This window comes from Paenibacillus sp. R-74696 (assembly GCF_055814915.1).
Map to the genome: position 1 here is coordinate 774743 of NZ_JBPULM010000045.1, position 19704 is coordinate 794446.

At 50.8% G+C, this 19704-nt stretch carries 18 protein-coding genes; 5 read left to right on the top strand and 13 right to left on the bottom strand.

What is annotated here, in order from left to right:
- Positions 1 to 203 precede the first annotated feature (203 nt).
- A complete protein-coding gene (locus tag ACSR9A_RS23665) occupies positions 204 to 488 on the top strand; it encodes a hypothetical protein (RefSeq protein WP_473759905.1) in 285 nt (94 codons plus the stop codon).
- Positions 489 to 541: 53 nt separating this feature from the next.
- Here ACSR9A_RS23665 and ACSR9A_RS23670 read toward each other — a convergent pair whose 3' ends face one another.
- From ACSR9A_RS23670 to ACSR9A_RS23690, 5 genes are all read right to left on the bottom strand, one after another.
- Complete coding sequence (locus ACSR9A_RS23670) at positions 542 to 967, bottom strand: Rrf2 family transcriptional regulator (protein ID WP_341282932.1); 426 nt, start codon at positions 965 to 967, stop codon at positions 542 to 544.
- A 14-nt stretch (positions 968 to 981) separates the two neighbouring features.
- Positions 982 to 1554: a xanthine phosphoribosyltransferase gene (locus tag ACSR9A_RS23675; protein WP_341282024.1), complete on the bottom strand. Its 573-nt coding sequence runs from the start codon at positions 1552 to 1554 to the stop codon at positions 982 to 984.
- Between the two features lie 3 nt (positions 1555 to 1557).
- On the bottom strand, positions 1558 to 1782 hold the full coding sequence (locus ACSR9A_RS23680; RefSeq protein ID WP_341282023.1) for a hypothetical protein: 225 nt from the start codon (positions 1780 to 1782) through the stop codon (positions 1558 to 1560).
- Between the two features lie 112 nt (positions 1783 to 1894).
- Positions 1895 to 2215, bottom strand: coding sequence for a hypothetical protein (locus ACSR9A_RS23685; RefSeq protein WP_046229684.1), 321 nt, complete (start codon positions 2213 to 2215; stop codon positions 1895 to 1897).
- Between the two features lie 82 nt (positions 2216 to 2297).
- Positions 2298 to 2867, bottom strand: a complete 570-nt coding sequence (locus ACSR9A_RS23690) for a xanthine phosphoribosyltransferase (RefSeq protein ID WP_473759907.1) — start codon at positions 2865 to 2867, stop codon at positions 2298 to 2300.
- Between the two features lie 231 nt (positions 2868 to 3098).
- Between ACSR9A_RS23690 and ACSR9A_RS23695 the strand changes: the two genes are divergently transcribed.
- A complete protein-coding gene (locus tag ACSR9A_RS23695; RefSeq protein WP_473759909.1) occupies positions 3099 to 3812 on the top strand; it encodes a hypothetical protein in 714 nt (237 codons plus the stop codon).
- Positions 3813 to 3814: 2 nt separating this feature from the next.
- On the opposite strand, the gene ACSR9A_RS23700 is transcribed toward ACSR9A_RS23695, so the two are convergent.
- Positions 3815 to 5149, bottom strand: coding sequence for an ArsB/NhaD family transporter (locus ACSR9A_RS23700; RefSeq protein WP_473759910.1), 1335 nt, complete (start codon positions 5147 to 5149; stop codon positions 3815 to 3817).
- A gap of 78 nt (positions 5150 to 5227) precedes the next feature.
- Here ACSR9A_RS23700 and ACSR9A_RS23705 point away from each other — a divergent pair, with 78 nt between their 5' ends.
- Positions 5228 to 6271 carry a YkvI family membrane protein gene (locus tag ACSR9A_RS23705; protein WP_473760246.1) on the top strand — a complete coding sequence of 348 codons (1044 nt, stop codon included), beginning with the start codon at positions 5228 to 5230 and terminating at the stop codon, positions 6269 to 6271.
- A 56-nt stretch (positions 6272 to 6327) separates the two neighbouring features.
- On the opposite strand, the gene ACSR9A_RS23710 is transcribed toward ACSR9A_RS23705, so the two are convergent.
- Entirely contained in the window at positions 6328 to 7461 is a 1134-nt protein-coding gene (locus ACSR9A_RS23710) for a glycosyltransferase family 4 protein (RefSeq protein WP_473759911.1), read from the bottom strand.
- A gap of 226 nt (positions 7462 to 7687) precedes the next feature.
- On the opposite strand from ACSR9A_RS23710, the gene ACSR9A_RS23715 reads away from it, so the two are divergent.
- Together ACSR9A_RS23715 and ACSR9A_RS23720 are read left to right on the top strand one after the other, a co-directional pair.
- Positions 7688 to 8857: a GGDEF domain-containing protein gene (locus ACSR9A_RS23715; RefSeq protein ID WP_473759913.1), complete on the top strand. Its 1170-nt coding sequence runs from the start codon at positions 7688 to 7690 to the stop codon at positions 8855 to 8857.
- Positions 8858 to 9041: 184 nt separating this feature from the next.
- Positions 9042 to 9635: a YdeI/OmpD-associated family protein gene (locus tag ACSR9A_RS23720; RefSeq protein ID WP_473759915.1), complete on the top strand. Its 594-nt coding sequence runs from the start codon at positions 9042 to 9044 to the stop codon at positions 9633 to 9635.
- An 82-nt stretch (positions 9636 to 9717) separates the two neighbouring features.
- Here ACSR9A_RS23720 and ACSR9A_RS23725 read toward each other — a convergent pair whose 3' ends face one another.
- From ACSR9A_RS23725 to ACSR9A_RS23750, 6 genes are all read right to left on the bottom strand, one after another.
- A complete protein-coding gene (locus tag ACSR9A_RS23725) occupies positions 9718 to 10995 on the bottom strand; it encodes a rhamnogalacturonan lyase family protein (RefSeq protein ID WP_473759917.1) in 1278 nt (425 codons plus the stop codon).
- Between the two features lie 2 nt (positions 10996 to 10997).
- Positions 10998 to 11813, bottom strand: coding sequence for a polysaccharide deacetylase family protein (locus ACSR9A_RS23730; protein WP_473759919.1), 816 nt, complete (start codon positions 11811 to 11813; stop codon positions 10998 to 11000).
- Between the two features lie 2 nt (positions 11814 to 11815).
- Positions 11816 to 12490: a DUF1961 family protein gene (locus tag ACSR9A_RS23735; RefSeq protein WP_473759920.1), complete on the bottom strand. Its 675-nt coding sequence runs from the start codon at positions 12488 to 12490 to the stop codon at positions 11816 to 11818.
- Complete coding sequence (locus ACSR9A_RS23740) at positions 12487 to 15183, bottom strand: exo-rhamnogalacturonan lyase family protein (protein ID WP_473759922.1); 2697 nt, start codon at positions 15181 to 15183, stop codon at positions 12487 to 12489. The genes ACSR9A_RS23735 and ACSR9A_RS23740 overlap by 4 nt, the downstream gene beginning before the upstream one ends.
- Positions 15184 to 15438: 255 nt before the next feature.
- Positions 15439 to 17790, bottom strand: a complete 2352-nt coding sequence (locus ACSR9A_RS23745; protein WP_473759923.1) for a helix-turn-helix domain-containing protein — start codon at positions 17788 to 17790, stop codon at positions 15439 to 15441.
- 208 nt (positions 17791 to 17998) lie between these two features.
- Entirely contained in the window at positions 17999 to 19594 is a 1596-nt protein-coding gene (locus tag ACSR9A_RS23750) for an extracellular solute-binding protein (protein ID WP_473759924.1), read from the bottom strand.
- Between the last annotated feature and the right edge of the window lie 110 nt (positions 19595 to 19704).

Sequence of the window (19704 nt, forward strand, 5' to 3'; positions counted from 1 at the left end):
GCACCTCCTGAAGGATAATGAAATAGATTTTCATTAGTATACAGGCGGTTCATTTATTTTTCCAGTCTATTCGCCCCAGCCTTCCCCACTATTCCTTGAAGAGCCTATTAATCTATAAAACAATCAATTGTCTCGTTACAAATGATAGATTTGCTTCATATAGTATCTTATGAAGTCGAAAGGGGAAATGCACATGTCTAACATTGAAAACTCACACCTTACTGGTGGCAACCGCACTGGCGGCAACCGTACTGGTGGCAACCGCACTGGCGGCAACCGTACTGGCGGCAACCGCACTGGCGGCAACCGCACTGGTGGCAACCGTACTGGTGGCAACCGTACTGGTGGCAACCGCACTGGCGGCAACCGTACTGGCGGCAACCGTACTGGCGGCAACCGTACTGGCGGCAACCGTACTGGCGGCAACCGTACTGGCGGCAACCGCACTGGCGGCATGCGTTAATAGCCGAATAATTTTGCTCCTTTGAGCAAAAGAAACACAAACAAGAGCTGAGCCTCCATGGGCCCAGCTCTTGTTTGTTTAAAATTTACTCGCGATGCTCTGTGTCACTTGCGACAGCCGTATGGATGCAAGCTTGTCTTCCATCGCCTGCTTCGCTTCAGCAAAAACCTCTTCCAGCGACGACTGGATGTTCCGTCCAGTTGGACAATCCGGATTCGGCTTATCATGAATCGCGAATAGCTCCTCTTGCGTCTGCGATTGTACAGCCCGATAAATATCGAGCAGCGATATTTCGTCCAGCGGGCGGGTAATGCTCGCTCCAGCCACTCCCGGGCTCGTCTGCACAAGACCCGCTTTCGCCAGCATACCGATGATGCGGCGTATGACAACCGGGTTTGTATTCACGCTGCCAGCAATATTGTCGGATGTTAAACGCTCATCCTTATCCAAATCCAGCAGACTCATGATGTGTATCGCTACTGCAAACCGATTGCTAGTCACTATAACCACCCTGCTTTCTATTCGACAAATGCAACCTGTCCGTTCGAAAGTGAAGCAATTCTTGCCAGCGACTCCACTCGATATCCCATCTCTATCAAGCGTTCTCTGCCCGGCTGGAAGGACTTCTCAATGACGATGCCGATTCCCGCAACTTTGGCTCCAGCTTGCTCAACGATACGTGCCATGCCAAGTGCGGCCTCTCCATTCGCCAGAAAATCATCGATGACAAGAAAAACATCGTCCGCCTGTACAAACTTGCGGGCTACGCTAACCTCGCTCTCCTCCTGCTTCGTGAAGGAATATACCTTATGCGTATATAAATCATCTTTAAGCGTCAATGACTTGCGTTTCCGGGCAAAAATCAGCGGAACGTCCAGCTTCATTGCTGCCATGACGGCAGGCGCAATTCCTGATGATTCAATCGTTAAAACCTTCGTCACGCCCGCTTCAGCAAACAAAGCTGCAAGATACTCGCCAATGGCAAACATCAATTTCGGATCAATCTGGTGATTCAGAAACGAATCTACTTTAAGCACCTGCTCCCCTAGCACGATGCCCTCATCTCTAATCTTCTGCTTCAAAAGCTCCATCTGTCATACTTCCCCTTCCAAAATGCTGCCGCGCTCCGAAGATGCCGGCTCATACAAATACGTTCTGCTCAGCTTGACGACCCGCCTGTTAGCTCTGCGAATGACGACGGAAGCATCATCCCAAGCTACGACGATGCCAATGACGTCATTCATCTCCAGCCCATCGCGCACAACGCGCACTTTCTCGCCGCTTATGCGGAACTGATCCAGCAATTCCTCACTAACCATGCACGAACGCTCCTCCCCTTAAGCCGCACTCCCCATATATGGTGAAAAAAAACCCCAATAAACTGTAGAACCGTTTATTGAGGCTGATATATGCTATTGATCTGCGTATGCCTTAGCCAACATGTTCCTTGGAATCATTTGTCTCATACCACTCGTCGAGCACGCGCGAGGACATGACACGCTTGCCAATGTACTCGGCTTGACGCTCGCTAAACGGCTCGCGCCATTCCAGATCCAGCTCTTCAAACAGCTTCACGATCGTAAGCAGCTCTGACCATGCTACATATCTTTTGTACCAGAAAAATTGCGGATGCTCAATCATATAAGGGTACAAATCATCAAATTCCGTATGTTTGCAATCTAATGCACGCTCAAAATGATTTTTCGCATCGGATAATTTGACATCCATGAATTCTGCTGACCAATTTCCCATTATTTCTGCCTCCCCTCGATCACTTACGTTTTATTATAAGCCAATTTCACTTGCGGGGAAAGAGCAATTGTTCTGGAACATCTTACTCAAATGTAATTTGACCGCCTTCAAGCGATGAGATGCTGACGAGTGATTCCACACGTACCCCTTGCTCCCGCAGCGTGCGCGCGCCTGCCTGGAACGATTTTTCCACGACAACACCCATGCCAATAAGCTTTGCGCCAGAGCGCTCAATAATTTTGAGAAGTCCTCGAGCAGCATCGCCATTGGCAATAATATCATCAATAAACAGCACCTTGTCGTCGCTTGTCAAATATTGTTTGGATACCATTATATCGGTAACCATTCCTTTCGTAAAGGAAGGGACACGCTCACAATAAGCGTCATTATCAGCAATTAAAGTCTTTTTGCGTCTTGCAAAGACAAGCGGTACACCAAGCACATAAGCAGCTGCAAAAGCAGACGGGATGCCTGAAGACTCTATAGTGATGACCTTCGTAATTTGCTCTCCAGCGAAGCGATTTGCAAATTCATGGCCCATTTCCATCGTTAATGCAGGATCGACCTGGTGGTTGATAATAGAATCCAGCCTAAGCACATCCGTTGACAGTACAGAAGCCTGTTCCAAAATTCGTTGTTTTAAAATATCCATCGTATGTCCTTCCCCCCACCAAAAATTCCTTTTGGATAACTTACCATAGGTATAGCCAGCAGCGCAATAAGAAACGCATAACTTGTCCTCTCGTTTCCGCCCATAGGAATTAATGGGTCGTTTGACCAATTTTTTTCGGTCTTAACAGAAACTTTTTCCCAATATCATCCGTTTTACCTTATAGTAGAATAAAAGCATCATCCATTGATGACAAGCGAGGAGCGCTGCAAAGTGACGAACATGAAGAAATCACCTTATCGACTTGCAAAATATGCGGCAGTTGTAGCCATTGCCATTGCAACAGCTGGCTGCCAAAGCATGGCTCGGCCGAGCGAAGCGGCTCAAAGCGCAAGTACTCCCTTAACGGCTGAGCAGCTGCTCAATCAAGCGGGCAGCCCGCAAAAAACATATTTAGAAAACGCTCTGGAGCAAAAGCAAAGCCCACTGCAAAATCAGGCGGTAGAGGATCATGTAGATGCCAGTACCGAAGTGAATGCAGCAAACGGCTTATCGAGCAATAAATCGACACCACCCAAGACAACGGAAGAAGGAAAATGGAATGCGGCCAAACCGGCTTTGCTCGGCCTTGCGATCGGCGATTCCAAAGCGGCCATGACGAAGCTTTTCGGCGCCGCCCTCGATTCCTATACGCTGGAGGAGGAAAATCAGGTTAAAATTGAAGTCCACGAATATGACGGCTTCGCCATTGGCCTAAGTGACAAAAACACGATTCAATACATTGAAGTGTATGATAAAAAAGTAAAAACCGGACTGAGCGGCATTAAAATTGGCGACCATTCCAAAGCAGCCGTTAAGGCGCTTGGCAAACCGACGTCGCAGAGCGACTTTATTATCGCGTATGAGGGAACCAAGACGCTGCTCAAGCTGGATCTTGATCCCGAATTAAGCGAAATCGTATCTATTAAGCTGCTCGCCCGCAGCTAATTTTAGTAATCTCCGGTCAGCCACAGCACTAGTAAAGCAATGAGCAAAATCGGAAACGTAAACAGCAATCCATATTTCGTATACTCCCGCCAGGACACCTTTACGCCTCCCTGACTCACCAGCTGCAGCCACAGCAGCGTAGCAAGCGAGCCGATGGGCGTAAGTTTCGCCCCAATCGCCGTTCCAAGCAGGCTGGCGTAAGGTAAGTAATCAGGCCCGTTCACTTGGGTGATCGCAAGCGATGATATGAGAACCGCTGGCAGATTATTAATAGCCGCCGCCAGCAGGGCAAACAGCAGTCCTGACCCAAATATGCCGGCCATTGGCGTACCGCCGGAAACCGCCGAAATAAAATCCGGAAACCACGCTACAGCCCCATGCACATGCAAACTGTACACAACCAAATTCATCGCCAGCGCAAATACGATGATGAGCCACGGTGCGCGCAGTACCGTCTGTTTGGCATTCACCTGTTTATAAACAGCCGAAGCGGCCCATTGGATGCCAGCACAGCCAAGCGCAATAGCGCAGGCGGGAACGCCGAAGTGCTCCGACATCAAATAGCCGACCATCATCATGACGATAATGACCCAAGAAAGCCGAAACAGCGTGATATTGCCTAGCACGGTCGCAGGCTGCGGAAATACCTTTGGCATCTCGCCCCTGCTCTCCTCATTTTTGATCATCCGTCCGAAAAAAGCCAGCGATACGGCAATGGTCGCGCCAATGGCCGCAAGTCCCGGCAGCAGCATTTTCGAGGCGTAGAGATCAAAAGGAATATGAAAAAAATCAGCCGTCAAAATATTCGTCAAGTTGCTCATCATCAGGGGAGCGCTGGCCGTGTCCGCCATCAACCCGATTCCAAGCAAGTAGGCGAGCCTTCCCTTGCGGGACAGCTTGAGCAGCGCTGTTACTTCGAGCACAATAGGCACCATTATCAAAATCGTTCCATCGTTGTTGAAGAAAATCGTAATCACCGCAGCGAGCAGCGACAACATCGTAAACAGCAGCAGCGGCCGATGGAAAAACCGATGTACAATATGCAGCGCCGCCCAGCGGAAAAAGCCATTTTGATCCAGCAGAGACGTAAAAATCATAATGCCAATCAAAGAAAACGTCGCATTCCACACAAATCCCCAGATGTATACAACATCCTCCAGCTTTAACAGCTGTAAAACAAATAAAATAATGGCTCCGGCAAGCGCAATTAAAGCCTCATTCATGCTTTTTGGCTTCACCAGTATAAGTGTCAATGTGATAATAAATACGATAATGGAAATAATCATAGTCATCGCCTGTGTGCCAACCTGCCTTCGCTCAGATGAACTTGCAGTCATGCCCGTCCCGTTTTGGACATACCTTCTATAAAGCATGTGCAGAAGAGTTCGGAAACGGGGGAAGGGCAAATCATGATAATGAAACGAACAGGTAAGGTGCTGCAAATAGCATCTACCTATATGGGTACTGTTGTTGGAGCCGGGTTTGCGACAGGGCAGGAAATATTACAATTTTTCACCCGTTTCGGCTATTGGGGAACGTTTACGATCGCTTTAGCAACCGTCCTCTTCATCTGGCTTGGCACCAAAATGATGCTGATTGCCAGCGATATTCGCGCCAAATCATATGAAGATCTGAATAAGGCGCTCTTTGGCGAACAATATGGCCGTTGGATCAGCCACTTTATGTTCGTTATTTTGCTCGGTGTCACCGCCGTTATGCTTGCGGGAGCCGGAACGATTTTTTATGAAAACTGGAATATTTCCTATCAAACCGGCCTGCTCATTACGATTGTCGGCTGTTATTTCCTGCTGCGCAAAGGGATGAAATCGATTTTGATGGTCAATGCCATCGTCGTTCCCGTCATGCTGCTGTTTACCGTCCTCATTATTATCGATACATTCAACACGCCAGGCGCCGGGCGCTTTATCTCGCTTGCCAGCGATCATTCCATATGGGCAGCTTGGGCTGCGCCTTTCCTGTATGCTGCCTTCAACCTGTCCATGTCGCAGGCGGTGCTTGTCCCGCTCGGAGCCGAAATCCGGGACCGTAAAGTGATCATCATCGGCTCTTGGCTCGGCGGTATCGGCATTGGCTTCATGCTGCTTGCCGGCCATATTGCCCTGTCCGTACATATGCCTGGCATACAGCAATATGCCATTCCAATGGGAGGCATCGCCAAGCAGCTTGGGCAAGGCGTGCAATTTATTTATGTATTTTTGATTTTCGCCGAAATTTTCACCACCCTGATCGCCGACATTTACGGCCTTACCCTCCAGCTGCAGGAGCGGCTAAAATGGTCACGTTCGATCATCACAACGATTATTCTGCTGTTCTGCTATATGGCAAGCCAGATCGGATTTGGGCCGCTTCTATCCACTCTTTACCCGATATTCGGGCTGATCAGTCTCGGCTGGCTTTATTTAATTATCCGCAAGCGAATGGGCCGGAGCGAGGCTTAAGACAGCTTCTGCCCTTCGCCTTCTGCTCCAGCCCCATTCGATAGTGCAGCGTTAGATCATTCCGCTTGACGCAGCGTATTGACGTATACTTTTTTCAACTGCGCAATAACCCGCGTCAGCGAATAAACCTGCTTTGCTTTATCCCAGCCTGAACGGGCCAAATTGTAACGATACGAGGAATCCGTGACCAGCTTCTCCAGCGCCTCAGCAAGTGCAATCGGGTCCTCTGGCGGTACAAGCAGCCCATTGACCCCATCGTCAATTTGCTCCGAAATGCCCCCTACATTCGTTCCCACAAGGGCAAGCCAGCAAAGCGCTGCCTCGGCAAATACGGAACCGAACGCCTCCGCCCGCGAAGGCAGTACGAAAATATCAAAAAACGGCATAAATTCCTCGGGATGCAGCATATAACCGTAAAAAATAATATCGTCATATAAATCCAGCTCGACCGCGAGCTGCTCCAGCTCCGGACGGATTGGCCCATCTCCGATAATATGCAGCACGAATGGATGTCCTCTGCGCTTGAGCTCCGCACAGCCATGAAGAAGAATGTCAATGCCTTTGGCCGGCACAAGGCGGCATACGGTAATGAGCTGGGGAACTTCATTCTCATGGGCAATCGGCTTAAAGCGCTTCTCATCAAATCCGTTTGGAATAACCTTAATTGCCGCTGCATCTTTTATATAAGGAGAAATATAGGTGCGGAATGATTCCGACACCGTCAGCAGCTTGTCAACACGCGCTTCCAGCTCGCCATAAATAGCGGTCAAAAATTGATGCACCTTGCTATTTTCTTCAATTTTGCCATTCAAAATCAGCTCGCGCTCATAGCTGGAGTGAATCGTCATCATGACGGGCGTGTCTGGGTACAGCTGCTTCATAACCAGCGCCGCAATCGGATGATGCGCGTGAATAATATCATAGGTCTTCTTCAGCCTAAGCTTCGTCCACCAGACGTAATCGCGGTACGTTTGAATATATTTATCGACAAGCGGATCTCCCTCAAAAGCATGGTAATCGAATGTTTCGAATACCACTTCCTCCTGCCCTTTTCCTCTTACTCGCTTCGGAATTGAGAATAGCTCCATCTCCCATCCCATCTGCTGAAAGCGGTCCTGAATATAGGGAATCATGGAAGAAACGCCACCCGGCTGCTCCGGCGGGAAAAATAAAGCCTGTAAGATGTTCATAACTTAAATCTCCTCCAAATTTGCGCTCAAAGCCTCTATTACCCGTATTTGGTTGAATACAACGGATTACACATTTTGGGCAATTATGCCGATACTACTTATATTGGCGTTGTTCATCTGCCATCAAACATGATATAGTAGAACATATGTTTCTGTAAAGAAGACGAATGTTGTCAAGCGCAATTGTTTTTTATTTTTTATATTTTGAGCATATGGTGGTCTTACAATGACAATCCTTTCTTGGTTAGCAGGACCGAACGGTCAACTGCTCGCATCTTCATGCGTTATTCTCATCCTTATTCTTATGTTATTCATGTCTGTGCGCCTTAGCGCCAGCTACAAGAACAATCGAACGTATGGACTGCTCAATGCAACGCTGCCCTTCTTTATGATTCAGCAGGCGCTGCTGGCCATGCTTGCTTATGCTGGCACCGCTATTCCGCCGTGGATTCATCTGCTAGCGACAACCTTGCAAATCGTTTCTTTTATCATTATAAACCTTGTTTTCATGAAATTATATACTCATCGGGGAACCCGCTTGAAAGTAACGCCTTTTGTCGTGATGCTCGTGCTGACTTTTGTAATCGCCGGGCTGCATATAACGTATATGTCCTTCGCTGGTACAGAGACTGGTGCAGGCAGAGCAGGCAACTTTATTGGGCTTGATTTTTATGCCTTGATCGTCACCTTTCTGATTTTGCTCGATACGAAGGGTATCGATATGAACACGAAATATTTTGCCAGCCTCGTCACCTATTTCGTCTACGAGCTCGCTCATTTGGCGGATGCCTACGCATTTCACGGCACGATGCCAGGGATGCAGATTTTCACCTACTTGCTGTCGGTCGTCTATTTTGTCCAGCTGTTTCTGCTATTGTTTGATTGGGTGATTGAGCGTCTTATTGCAACCTATCAATCGTCCATTACCGATGGTTTGACGGGGCTGTATAATCGCCGTACTTTCAATATGAAGGCGGCCCAGCTAATGAAGCGCGGCAAAGGCGTGGCCGTTATTTTCTGCGACATTGACAACTTCAAGCAGCTTAATGATACGCAGGGCCATCATAAGGCCGATATGGTGCTGAAGCAGGTTTCGGAAATTTTGAAAGAGGAATCGGCGGAAATTGGAACGGCCGGAAGATATGGCGGTGAGGAGCTGCTCGCCTGCATTACTCTCGACAAAGTGAAGCCGGAGCGGGTCGCTGAATCGATCCGCAAGCGCGTAGAGCTGGAGACGATTGTCACGATCAGCGTCGGCGTATGCATCGCGAAGAAGCACGCAGAAATTCAGGAGCTGGTGAAAGCCGCCGATGAAGCGATGTATACGTCCAAAAAAAGCGGCAAAAACCGCGTAACGATCGCCCCCGCCTCCGCGGCCATGAAGCAATCGCTTTAGGAGCTATCCTGCTGATCATAACGGCAATAACGGCAATGAATAACGGCGCAGTATCGAAAAGTTAATTTTTGATACTGTGTCTTTTTATGTGCAAACTAAACAAACTGTACAATCCATAAAAAATCATTACAGTTGAGCCTATGTGATGTATTTACGAAATAAGCAATGAAAAGGGTGTTACTTGATGACAGAAAGCAAACTGGATCCCAAGGTTGATGCATTTTTAAGCAAAGCTAAAAAGTGGAAGGAAGAATACGAGAAGCTGCGAACGATCGTTCTTGACTGTGAGCTTACCGAGGATTATAAGTGGATGCATCCTTGTTACACGCTTAATAATAAAAACATCGTTTTAATACATGGTTTTAAAGAATATTGTGCGCTTCTGTTTCACAAAGGAGCCTTGCTGCAGGATACCCATGGCATACTCATTCAACAGACAGAAAATGTACAGGCGGCTCGCCAAATTCGGTTCACCAATGCTCAACAAATCATTGAAATGGAAACCATTTTGAAAGCCTATATTTATGAAGCTATTGAGGTTGAAAAATCCGGTCTGGACGTGGCGTTTAAAAAGCATACAGAATACACCATTCCTGAAGAACTTCAAAATAAACTCGATGATAACCCTGCTTTGAAGACGGCTTTTGAAGCCTTGTCGCCCGGACGGCAAAGAGCGTACCTTTTTTATTTTTCTGAACCCAAGCAATCCAAAACACGGCAGTCACGGGTTGAAAAATATATGCAGCACATTTTGAATGGAAAAGGATTAAAGGATTAAAGAATGGACAACCTTTACGAAAATATTGGTTATCTAGCACAGCACTATGCGGTGCTAGATAACCAATAAAAATGGATACTGGTTATGATTGAATAGCAGCCTCTCCTCCGGGATACAGCGTCGAGCTGTACAGCCGTTTAGGCTGTGCAAGCGCTCCTCCTTGTCTCGGTGCCGGCTCAAGCTCCTTCGGCTTGCTTGCATAGATCGTCGCCAGCGCATCGTTATAAATAATAACCTGCTCCGTCCCGCTTCCTAGCAAATCCGCGTGAACCGCGTAGCCTTCCATAGGAAACTCTGCAACGACAGCTCCATAACCGTCATATAGGGCAGGAAATACGCCGCCCCCACGGCGGTAGCCAAGAATGTAGTCCGGCGCTTGCTCGCGCCAGCCGCTCACTGTCTCAATGATCGTCAGCCAGCCATCCGTACTGCGATCCTCCTTCCACAGCTCTTGTCCTTTGGCATCAAGCAAGAACAGCGCGTCTTTCCCTTTAAGCCCCTTGCCATCATCCTCGCGCACGAGCCGGTCGAGACCGGCCACTTGCAGACCTGGCGAATCGCTGCGAAAACGTCCCAGTGCGATATGCTGCGATTCAATGGAGCCTTCATAACGCCATAGCTCCTCGCCACTGCGGCTATACATAACCGTAACGCTGCCTCCAATGACGAGCTCCGGCTCACCGTCGCCATTCACATCGCCAACCCAGATGCAGTCGGCATGGTCATCCAGATCCGTGCAGCTCCAGCGAAGCTTGCCCGCCGCATCCAGCAAATCATAGCCTGCCATTACCTCATCCTTGCCGTCACCGTCCAAATCGTACACCCATGGATAATGCCCCGGGTTGCCCTCATGCGTCCACAACAGCTCAAAATGCCGATTAAGCGCCCACAGCTTATGATAGCGGTCTTTCAAAATAATGTCGGAGGCGTGCTCGCCGCCTGATAAGTTCGCAATGATGATGCAGTCATGGGCATGTGGATCAGGCAGTTCATAGCTTTCCTTAACCGTCCCAGTCGCGCCATCGAGCAGCAAAAATCGGTCCTGCATAATGCATAGCACCTCCAGCCTGCCATCCCCATCCAAATCATAAATTTGCGCGGGATAATCCGAGCCTTGTTTGCCTGCCTCTGGATCTGGTTTGCCATGCTGCCAGAGCAGCTTGCCCTGCAAATCATAGGCGGTCAGGCACTGCACCTGATGGGGAATATAGCGAACATCCTGCCGATTATCCGGCTGCACGAGCAGCAGCTCCATACGGCCATCCCCATCCAAATCGCCGATCAGCATTTTGCACCGCGGCCCTGCCTCTGAAATGTCGATGCTTCCGAGCGCATATACCGATTCCGTTTCTGACATCATCGTTATTCCTCCTTGCTTCCTATAAGGGATACGCGGCTGCCGCCTGCAACCTCGAGCTTTACACCGTCGACGCTAAGCCAGATGCTTTGCGCATTCGGATTTTCCACAAACGTTAAACCAGCTGAAAATTGCAGACGCTCATACGCTTTTATATAATCGACAATCTCCTTATTCGTTGCATACCAAATATCTTCCCGGCCCCCGATATATTCGCAAAACTGCTCCATCAGCTCCCAATTGCCTTGGTCATCAAACTCGTAGCTGTGACCCCATACGTACATGAGATACAAATATTGCGTTTTGTGCAGTTCCGCAAACGTCTCCGCATGTTCCATCATACGATCATTATGGTGGCAGGTCGCCTTCCATTCATGCCAATCGTCTGGCAGGCCAAAGCCTCCTGTCGTCTGTACAACCCGCGCATATTCAATGCCGAGTGAGGGCAGCATCGTCTTAATCGCTGGACTGAACGAACCATTCGGATAAGACATCCCTCTAACGGCATACCCGAACAATTGCTCCAGCCGTTTGCGATCCTCCATCACCTCATGCACAATCTGCTCAGCCGGGCACCGGGCAATCGTCGGATGGGTTAGCGTATGAGCGGAAACCTCGTGGCCGTCGTAAAGCTTCACTGCCTCCTGCTCCATCAGCCTGCGCCCCGTGCCGAACAGCCCGCCATTAATATGGAACGTGCCTTTAATACCATGCTGGTTAAAAATATTTACGAGGCGCTTATCAGCGTTCACGCCATCGTCATAGCTCATTGTCAATGCTTTATGCTTGCCCTGTGGAAAACAAAGCAGGATAGACGTCATCGTTATTCCTCCCCATATACTTTTAAATTGGCGTATTCCGCAACGAGCGGCGCCATTTGCCGAAATCCGATTTTTCCAGCCCCGAGCAGCGGGCCATAAGCCTCGCCGTCATCCTTCCATTCCAGAATAGGCAGCTCATTAATGGAAAAATAAATGCTGCCGCCCCGCTTCACAAGCAGCATGCGATAGCTTTCAGCGCAATCAGCCGTCCCCGGCAGCGGATCGGCGCCTTGCGCCACGAGATGAAAACCGTAGCTTTTGCGCAAATTGCAAGTATGGAACTGCCGTTCCTCCGGCCAGCGTCTGCGAAAATAAGCCAAGTGCAGCGCATTTATATCGCCGTGATGATATTGCTCATAGGGGCCGTTTCGCGCAGCAAGCGCACAATCGAACAAATCCTCCCCGCGGCGCCCCTCCGCCGCAAAAAACAAAATCGCCAGCCCCGGCTCCGCTATCGGGCGAAAATCCCAAGCGATGGCCACATCAGCTGGAAAATGATGCGGGCACCACAATACAAAGTTTGCCTGCTGGCCTTCTGCCTCATCCCGGGCACTGGCTAGACGCAGCCGCTGCTGCGGAAAGGAAAGTTGCGCATCCCCCTCCGCGCGGAAACCGTTTATATCCTCCGCGGTGCGCAGCGGATTGTCATAGATCAGCTTCCAGCTCGCTGGAATCATCGTTCGCTCAGCTCCTTCTCCATAGCAGGCAGCGCCTCTGGAATCAGCTCCAGGCTAATGATCGTATTCAGCGACCACTGGGCCGCCTCATTCGTATTAATCCAGTCGATTTCCTTCATGCTGCGGATGTTTTGGACAAGAACGGCCTCTCCCAGCAAATCCGTGCGGGCAAAAGCATTGCCCAGCAGCGTCTGCCAGGCAAACGCCGCAGTTGCGGCATCTTGGCGGCGGAAAGCGCCATAGGCGGTAATGGCAATGCTAAGAACCGGATGCTCAAAGCGGCTGTCGCTTATTTCTCCGCCCGTCAGCTCATCCTTTTGCTCCTGCGTCCAGTTGTAATAAACGCCTAACTCGCCCATCATATCTTCCCATTCCGGGTCCTTCAGCATCATCGCCAGCTCAAACCACACCTGCGGCGCACCCATGCATATGGCCAAATGGCGGCCATAGTTGTCTTCGCCAAACGGCGTAAGCACATTAGTCGCAGGGTCATAGCCATACGTCGGCCCGGAGATGAGCCGGTATTTCGCCTGCTTGATGCTGTTTATGCCGGTTACTATTTTATCCCGGTATGCCGTATCCTCGAAGCGCTCCCAGCGCGTCATCCAGTTTGAGCTGAACGCGGCCCAATCCGGCCCGACGCGAATATGAGTCCTATGCTCGTCCTTCGGAAAATAAGCGCGCATCGGGTCCAGCACCACCGTGCTGTAATCGGCGTCCTTCACCTCATCAAGCATATCGCCAATGCGCTCATCGGCGGTCAAATAATAGTAATAGCGGTGCAGCCCCGCCATCGCAATGCGCGCCTCCTTGCAGCCGCAGCCCCAATGGACCACGTTATGCCGCGAGCCAAGCCCGGCATATTCGCCAAAATGGTATACATCCACCTCACTCGTATGCCGCGTCATCGCCTCAGCCAAACGAAAAATATCCTCTCGCCCGCTGCGCATGAACATGAGCCACAGCCACATATTCGGCACCAGCTCTGAATTTTGCCATGCACAGCCGCCAAGATCGTAGTTCCACACATGACGGACCGGATCATAGCTGTGCATAAAATCGCCAAAATCCCAAAAGCCGTACCAACGGCGCTGCTCCACCTCAGCCTGATAAAAAGCAATAATGCCGTCCAGCCGCTCCTCCAGCTGTTCCTTTGCAGCGGTGCTGCGATCCGGCAGGCTCCAAATGCCGAAGGCGCGTGCCTCGTGCAAATACTCCGGCTCGCACACAAGCTGGGCAGGCGACTGATTTTCTGCCAGCCTATGCGCCAGTCCCTCTTCATCCGGCGTAGCCGCCGTGCACCAAAGCGTCAGCTCATTCGTATTGGCAATGCCGTATGGCGTAGCTCGAAGCTCCTCTGAGCCCTCATAAGCCGACTCCACGTACGTTTGTGTGTCATAATGCCGCAAATCCATCGCCGGCGCATCAGGCGACCAGAACCATACATTCAGCTCGGCCGATGACGTAGCCGTATGGCGAAGCTCCAGCGAGGCCGGATGCTTTTTCCAAAAATTCCGCATACCTGCAGCTAGGCCGCCGCCCTCGCTTCCGATGTAGGCAAGCCCTTCCGCACGGCTTCCCTCTCCCGCTTTCAACCAGCAGCACTGCGCCTTCGTGCGCTTCGTCACCACATAGTGATCCGCTGAATGCTGCACCAGCTTGAAATCATCCCAGACCGCCGAATTTTCCAGCAGTCCGAGAAAATAAGCATCCTCTTCCGCATCAAAAGCAACTGCTTCTCCCGCCGCCTGCCGTTCAAACAGCTCGCGGTACTTCCCTTTCGTCCGCCGTGTATGCAGCGACTTCGGCGATTCCCGCAAAAAACCGCCGTCATTGCCCGCCAGCCGGACATGCCGATTGTAAAGCGGACCGCGCATCGGTACAGCGAGCGACAGTCCCAGCCCTTTTATGTAATCCGCATGTGGATTGCCGTCATAAAAAAACGTATGAACGAGGCGAATCGCGTCCAGCCCTGCATACAAATAAAAGCGCAGCGTGAACGGTATCCATTCGCGGCTTGGGCTGACCCTGACTACGTTTTGCTGATTGGGCTTATTCGGGTCAGCACTTTGGCTCAAATTGTAGCTCGCGCGATGCTTGCCCGTCAGTTTAATAACCGACCTGACCGGTCCGTCCTGCTCGACAACCGCCGTATGAACAAAGCCGTGAAACGGCTCCTCCCGCAGCGTCAAAGCGCCATGCAGCTGATTGCGGCTTTCCTTCAAGCACACCAAATCGCCACCGCTGCACAGCTCCTGCTCCCCGCGCTTAATGCTGCGGATTACGCCCCTGCCGCTTCGCGGGAACGTACAAACGATAACTCCTGTATCTACGATGATCGACTCATCGGTTGTCACTACTTTTAGGATCGGCTGCTCACCTTCCGCTGCCGCATCAAGCTCCTGCACCGGTGCCGCTGCCTGCTTTGCCAATCCCAGCTGAAAGCTGCCAGAATCGCTGGAGCCGACCGCCGCATGGGCGGACCATTTGATGCTGCCATCCGGCCAAAAAGCGGTAGGCCAGCTTTGCATTGGCAGCGCGGAAGCGCTTGCCACATTTTCCATGCCTGCAACCTCGCTATGCAGAACAAGCGAATCGCCGCGAAGCAGTTCGCCTTCCTTCCAAGGAACACCCCATGTTAAACCGACAGGCGCAGCCGCCTGTTTACCGAGCCATTTTAGCTTGACACTCATTGCCAGCACCTCTTTCCTCTAAGCTGCTTTCTATACTAGAAGGATGGTCGTTTGCGGGCAATGATACTTTTTTGCTCCGTGAGCATTATGCCATATATGCCACTTAGCTGCCCCAATCAAATACCGACAGCGGCCCTTTTCAAAGCTTGCACTTTCTTGCAAAGGCTTGAACTTTATTGCTATAGCTGCAGGCAGAGACTAATGCCAGTTCCAGCATTGCGGCCTCTACCTAGTCTGCCTCCTACCTCTGCTTGGCTACTCCGCCTGACTCAGCTCGCGGTAGCGGCTTGGCGTCATGCCCTCCAGCTTTTTGAAAATACGGTTGAAATAGCTGTGCTGATAGCCGACCTGCTCGGCAACGTCATTGATTTTCAGCACCGATTCGCGCAGCAGCTCCTTCGCTTTATCCATCCGCAGCCCGGTCAAATAGTCGATAAAATTTTTCCCGGTCACCTGCTTAAACGACTTGCTTAGGAAAAAAGGGTTCATGCCGATATGCTCCGCACAGCTGTCGAGAGAAATATCGCTCATATAATGCTGCTGCAAATACAGCATCGCATGCTCGATCTGCCGCTTCACCCCAGCATTCGTCCGCTCGCCCAGCTCCCTAAGAAACGGAGCGGCAATCATGCCGCGGAACCAATCCAGCAGCAGCTCCGGCTCGCGGATTTGCGACAGCTGCTCATAACGGTTTGCTCCCTTGAACAAGCGGTTCGGGGAGATGCCCGACACCATAATGGCATGCTGGACGGAACCGAGCAAATGCAGCATGCCCTGCTGCACATCCATTTCCTTCGCCTCTTCGCTGGACAATGCCTGCAGAAACTGCTCGAGCAGCTCATATGCCTCAGCTTCACGCCCCGTACGGAGCGCCTGTATAAACTCACGCTCCAGCGTAAATGGATAGGCTGGCTCCGACGCTGCGCTGCCCTGCTCCTCCAGCTGCTCCATATCAATAATTTGATTTTCCTGATCGTAGCGCCGGAAGCTGACCGCATGCTTCGTCTCCTCGAACAGATGCGGAATCTCTGTTATGCTCGCTGTATCCGGGCTGATCGCGATCGTCGCCCGCATATTAAGAATTTGGTTGAACGCCTGCATCGCTGCTTCACTGAATGTATGCAGCTCCTCGCGATATGAGCGCCCTTCCGGCACAATAATAAGCAAGCCAGCTGCTAAATTATGAAAGTTAATCGTGTTGCTCTGCTCAAAATATTTTGCCGCCAGCTCCTCCATCATATTGACCGCCGCAAACGTCGCCAGCCCCTCATCGCCATATTTGAATTTGCCCTCCAAATTAGCAATTCCAGTCAGCTTCATATAAAGCACCATATAATGCGTGCCAGGCTCCACCCGCCATTTGTAACGCTCCATTCGGCGAAGCAGCTCCCCTTCGGAGTAATCCGCCAAATAGCCTTGCAGCAGCTGGTGCAGAAAGCTCTCCTTCACATGAGGCAGCTGCTCCGAAAGCTTCGCATGCAGCTCCTCGCTTTCCCGGTGCAAATGCTGCCACTGCCGCTCGATCCATGTAAATTCGCATTCCGGCTTGCCTGCTGGCGCGCTTCGCTCCCGCAGCACCGTCATCAAGCGATTGACCGGGGAATATATGCTGCGCGAGGCAAGCCACGCCAGAATAGCAGCAAGCAGCAAGGCGCCAAGGCTGGCCGCAACAATGCTTTTCGATACGACGATCACCGGCTCGGTAATGCCCGTAATCGGCGAAGCAGATACATAAGTCCAGTTGTCTGCAATCCGGGACAGCTTGCCATAGGAAACCGCATACGTCATGCCGCTCTCGCTGAACCGGAACAAAAAGGAGCCTTTATGCGAAACTTCAGCTGCAACCGCCTCATTTAAAGCGCTTACAAATTCAGAATTTCTGTCATTCCCGCTCGTTGACGCATACAGCTCTCCATTATCCTGCATCAAATACGTTTCTCCGCCTTCACCTGGCGTCATCGTCCGCAGCATTTCGCTCACCTTGTCATTATCAAGTCTAATAAGCAGTGCTCCGAACGGATGCAGGCTGCCTCCAGGAACGTAATGCACAAGTGTCAGCTCCTTATAGGACGGACGGTCCGTGTCAAAGGCAACCTGTGTCCAATAAGCTACTTTATCCGATTGAAGCAGGCCTTCATAGGCAGCCTCCTGTCCATCTCCTTGCAGCACGCCATATTCCGGTCCGAACAGCACATGCTGCTCCCCGCCAAGATACAGCCCGACCTGCTTGTTCATCGTATTGGAGCCCTGCATGACCAGCAGCGTCTTCGTAATGTCACGCGCCTTCTCGAACTGCTGCACATAGTCCCGATTGCCAAGCGTGTAATCGAACTTGGAATCGAATGCCCAATGCGACAGCATCAGCTCCAAATTCGTCAACTGCTCGTCAATGCTTTGCGCCCGCTGCTCAATTTGCTCATTATGCTGCTCCAGCAAGCGGTCCTCCAGTATGCCCCCAGCCAAAAAATAAACGAGCGCCCCGGTAATCAGTCCCGGAATGCTGCAAACGACGAGCAGCAAAATAAGATTTTTGCGATAAAATCTTCCTTTCGGACCCGCTGTCATCCCCGCCCCCGGCATAAGCCTGGCTTTCATTCTTTTGATCATGAGCTCACCCACTAGCTGAAAATTAGGAGCTTCCAACGAATCCCCTTTGTAAACGCATTCGCTAAGCAGGCTGAATTTCCTGCCAATCACGCTTCATTTTATTTATTTAGCATATATACTGGAACCGACCCGAACAGGAAAAGACAGAAGACCGCTGCTATCCGCGGTTCCTCTGCCTATCGCCCTGCCCCAATCGGCCAGCAGCCAGCTATTTACTTGCTGCAAACAGCTCGTTCATTTCCTTGCTCAGATCATCGCCGCCACTCGTTTTCCACAGCTGAATCGCGTCTTTAAAACCAGCCTCGTCGATTTGGCCGACGATAAACTTAATCCGGGCATCATTCATAATATTGTCCAGCTGGGCGCCCTTAAGCGTATAAACATCAGAAATAAAAGGCTCTGCCGGGTTCATCACGATAAGCTGCTCATTTTCCTTCTGCACCTCCAACTGCTTAATACGCAGCGGCGTCTGCTTCACCTTCGTCGACTTATCCTCTGGAATAAAGCTGAGCATCTGATTCAATCCCTCGACCTCGGATTCGAGCAGCGCTGGATCCTTGCTTGGCACAAGTGCGCCATCCACTATCGTATGATGCGTGTTCTCAATGCCGTAGCCTAGCAGCGTCTGCATTTCCGGTTCGCTCAATTGATCCATAAACTTGAGGATTTGCTTCAGCTCCTCCTCGGTTTTAATGGACGATTTCGGGAAGGCCAGCAAGCCAGCAAAACCGGAAGTTGGCAAGGTGCGTACCTGCCCATCCGTTCCTTTCACTCCGCCAAACACATCCATATAATGCACATCCGGCTGGTCTTTGCCCGCTGCCGCAAGCGCAGCATGAATTTTATCATCAGCCCGCGCCGCGCCGTCCACGACGTCCACAATGACGCCAGCCTGATTATTAACAAGCGGATCATTCCATTTTGCTGAATCCATAATGGCAAAATCCTGATTAATCAGCTTTTCATCGTACAGCTTTTTCATGAATTTAAGCGCTTCCAAATATTCAGGCGTTTCATAATCAACAATGAGCTTGCCGTCCCGCTCGCCCCATTTGTTCGGTGACCCAAACCACAGCTTGATCGTATCGAAGCCGCTCGCCCACTGGCCCGTCCACTTGACCATAACCATGCCGTACGTATCATCCTTGCCGTTTTTGTCTGGGTCCTTCTCCTTGAACGCCTTCAGCATGTTGTAAAAATCATCAATCGTTTGCGGCGTTTGGAGGCCAACAGCATCGAGCCAATCCTTGCGGTAAAATACCCCATTGCGACCAAGCGGACGGCCGCGGTACAGCCCGTAGTTTTTGCCATCAACAGAGGAGTTGTTTAAAATGACCGGGTTCGCCTGGCTCAAATTTTTATAATCCTTCAAATAAGGCCCGATTTCCCAAAACGCGCCGGATTTCGCAGCATTAACGAAGCTAGGGGACTTCACATCCGGCACATACATAATATCCGGCAGCTTGCCCGAGGCGAGCGTAATATTAAATTTATCCGTATAAGAAGCGTTCGGCACCCACTCAAAATGAATGTCGGTATTCGTCCGTTTCTCGATCTCTGCTGCTACCGGACTATCATCCTTCGGGAAATTCGTCTTAAAAATCGGCAGCATGATATTGAGCTGTAGCGCCTTCTCTGCTGCTGGGCTTTCCCCTGCTGTACCAGCTGGTGCAGCAGACGCACCTCCTGCGCTACCTTCCGCATTCTCCCCTTGCTGCGAGCAGCCTGCAATTACCGCTCCCGCCATTGTCCCAACGAGCAGCATAGGCAGCAAACGCTTTCTCTTTCCTTCTTTCTTTCTCATTGCTGACGCCTCCCTTAATCATTTATCATATATGGTAAAATACCAAACCGCCAGCTGCTTGCTCGCTAAATCGGCTTGTTTGTGTTGCCTCATGGATACTTCCCTAAGCC

Bases quoted from the DNA above. Each gene is read 5' to 3' on its own strand.
- ACSR9A_RS23675 (WP_341282024.1), bottom strand. From the start codon at position 1,554: ATGGAGCTTTTGAAGCAGAAGATTAGAGATGAGGGCATCGTGCTAGGG.
- ACSR9A_RS23680 (WP_341282023.1), bottom strand. From the start codon at position 1,782: ATGGTTAGTGAGGAATTGCTGGATCAGTTCCGCATAAGCGGCGAGAAA.
- ACSR9A_RS23685 (WP_046229684.1), bottom strand. From the start codon at position 2,215: ATGGGAAATTGGTCAGCAGAATTCATGGATGTCAAATTATCCGATGCG.
- ACSR9A_RS23690 (WP_473759907.1), bottom strand. From the start codon at position 2,867: ATGGATATTTTAAAACAACGAATTTTGGAACAGGCTTCTGTACTGTCA.
- ACSR9A_RS23700 (WP_473759910.1), bottom strand. From the start codon at position 5,149: ATGACTGCAAGTTCATCTGAGCGAAGGCAGGTTGGCACACAGGCGATG.
- ACSR9A_RS23705 (WP_473760246.1), top strand. From the start codon at position 5,228: ATGAAACGAACAGGTAAGGTGCTGCAAATAGCATCTACCTATATGGGT.
- ACSR9A_RS23710 (WP_473759911.1), bottom strand. From the start codon at position 7,461: ATGAACATCTTACAGGCTTTATTTTTCCCGCCGGAGCAGCCGGGTGGC.
- ACSR9A_RS23715 (WP_473759913.1), top strand. From the start codon at position 7,688: ATGACAATCCTTTCTTGGTTAGCAGGACCGAACGGTCAACTGCTCGCA.
- ACSR9A_RS23720 (WP_473759915.1), top strand. From the start codon at position 9,042: ATGACAGAAAGCAAACTGGATCCCAAGGTTGATGCATTTTTAAGCAAA.
- ACSR9A_RS23725 (WP_473759917.1), bottom strand. From the start codon at position 10,995: ATGATGTCAGAAACGGAATCGGTATATGCGCTCGGAAGCATCGACATT.
- ACSR9A_RS23730 (WP_473759919.1), bottom strand. From the start codon at position 11,813: ATGACGTCTATCCTGCTTTGTTTTCCACAGGGCAAGCATAAAGCATTG.
- ACSR9A_RS23735 (WP_473759920.1), bottom strand. From the start codon at position 12,490: ATGATTCCAGCGAGCTGGAAGCTGATCTATGACAATCCGCTGCGCACC.
- ACSR9A_RS23740 (WP_473759922.1), bottom strand. From the start codon at position 15,183: ATGAGTGTCAAGCTAAAATGGCTCGGTAAACAGGCGGCTGCGCCTGTC.
- ACSR9A_RS23745 (WP_473759923.1), bottom strand. From the start codon at position 17,790: ATGATCAAAAGAATGAAAGCCAGGCTTATGCCGGGGGCGGGGATGACA.
- ACSR9A_RS23750 (WP_473759924.1), bottom strand. From the start codon at position 19,594: ATGAGAAAGAAAGAAGGAAAGAGAAAGCGTTTGCTGCCTATGCTGCTC.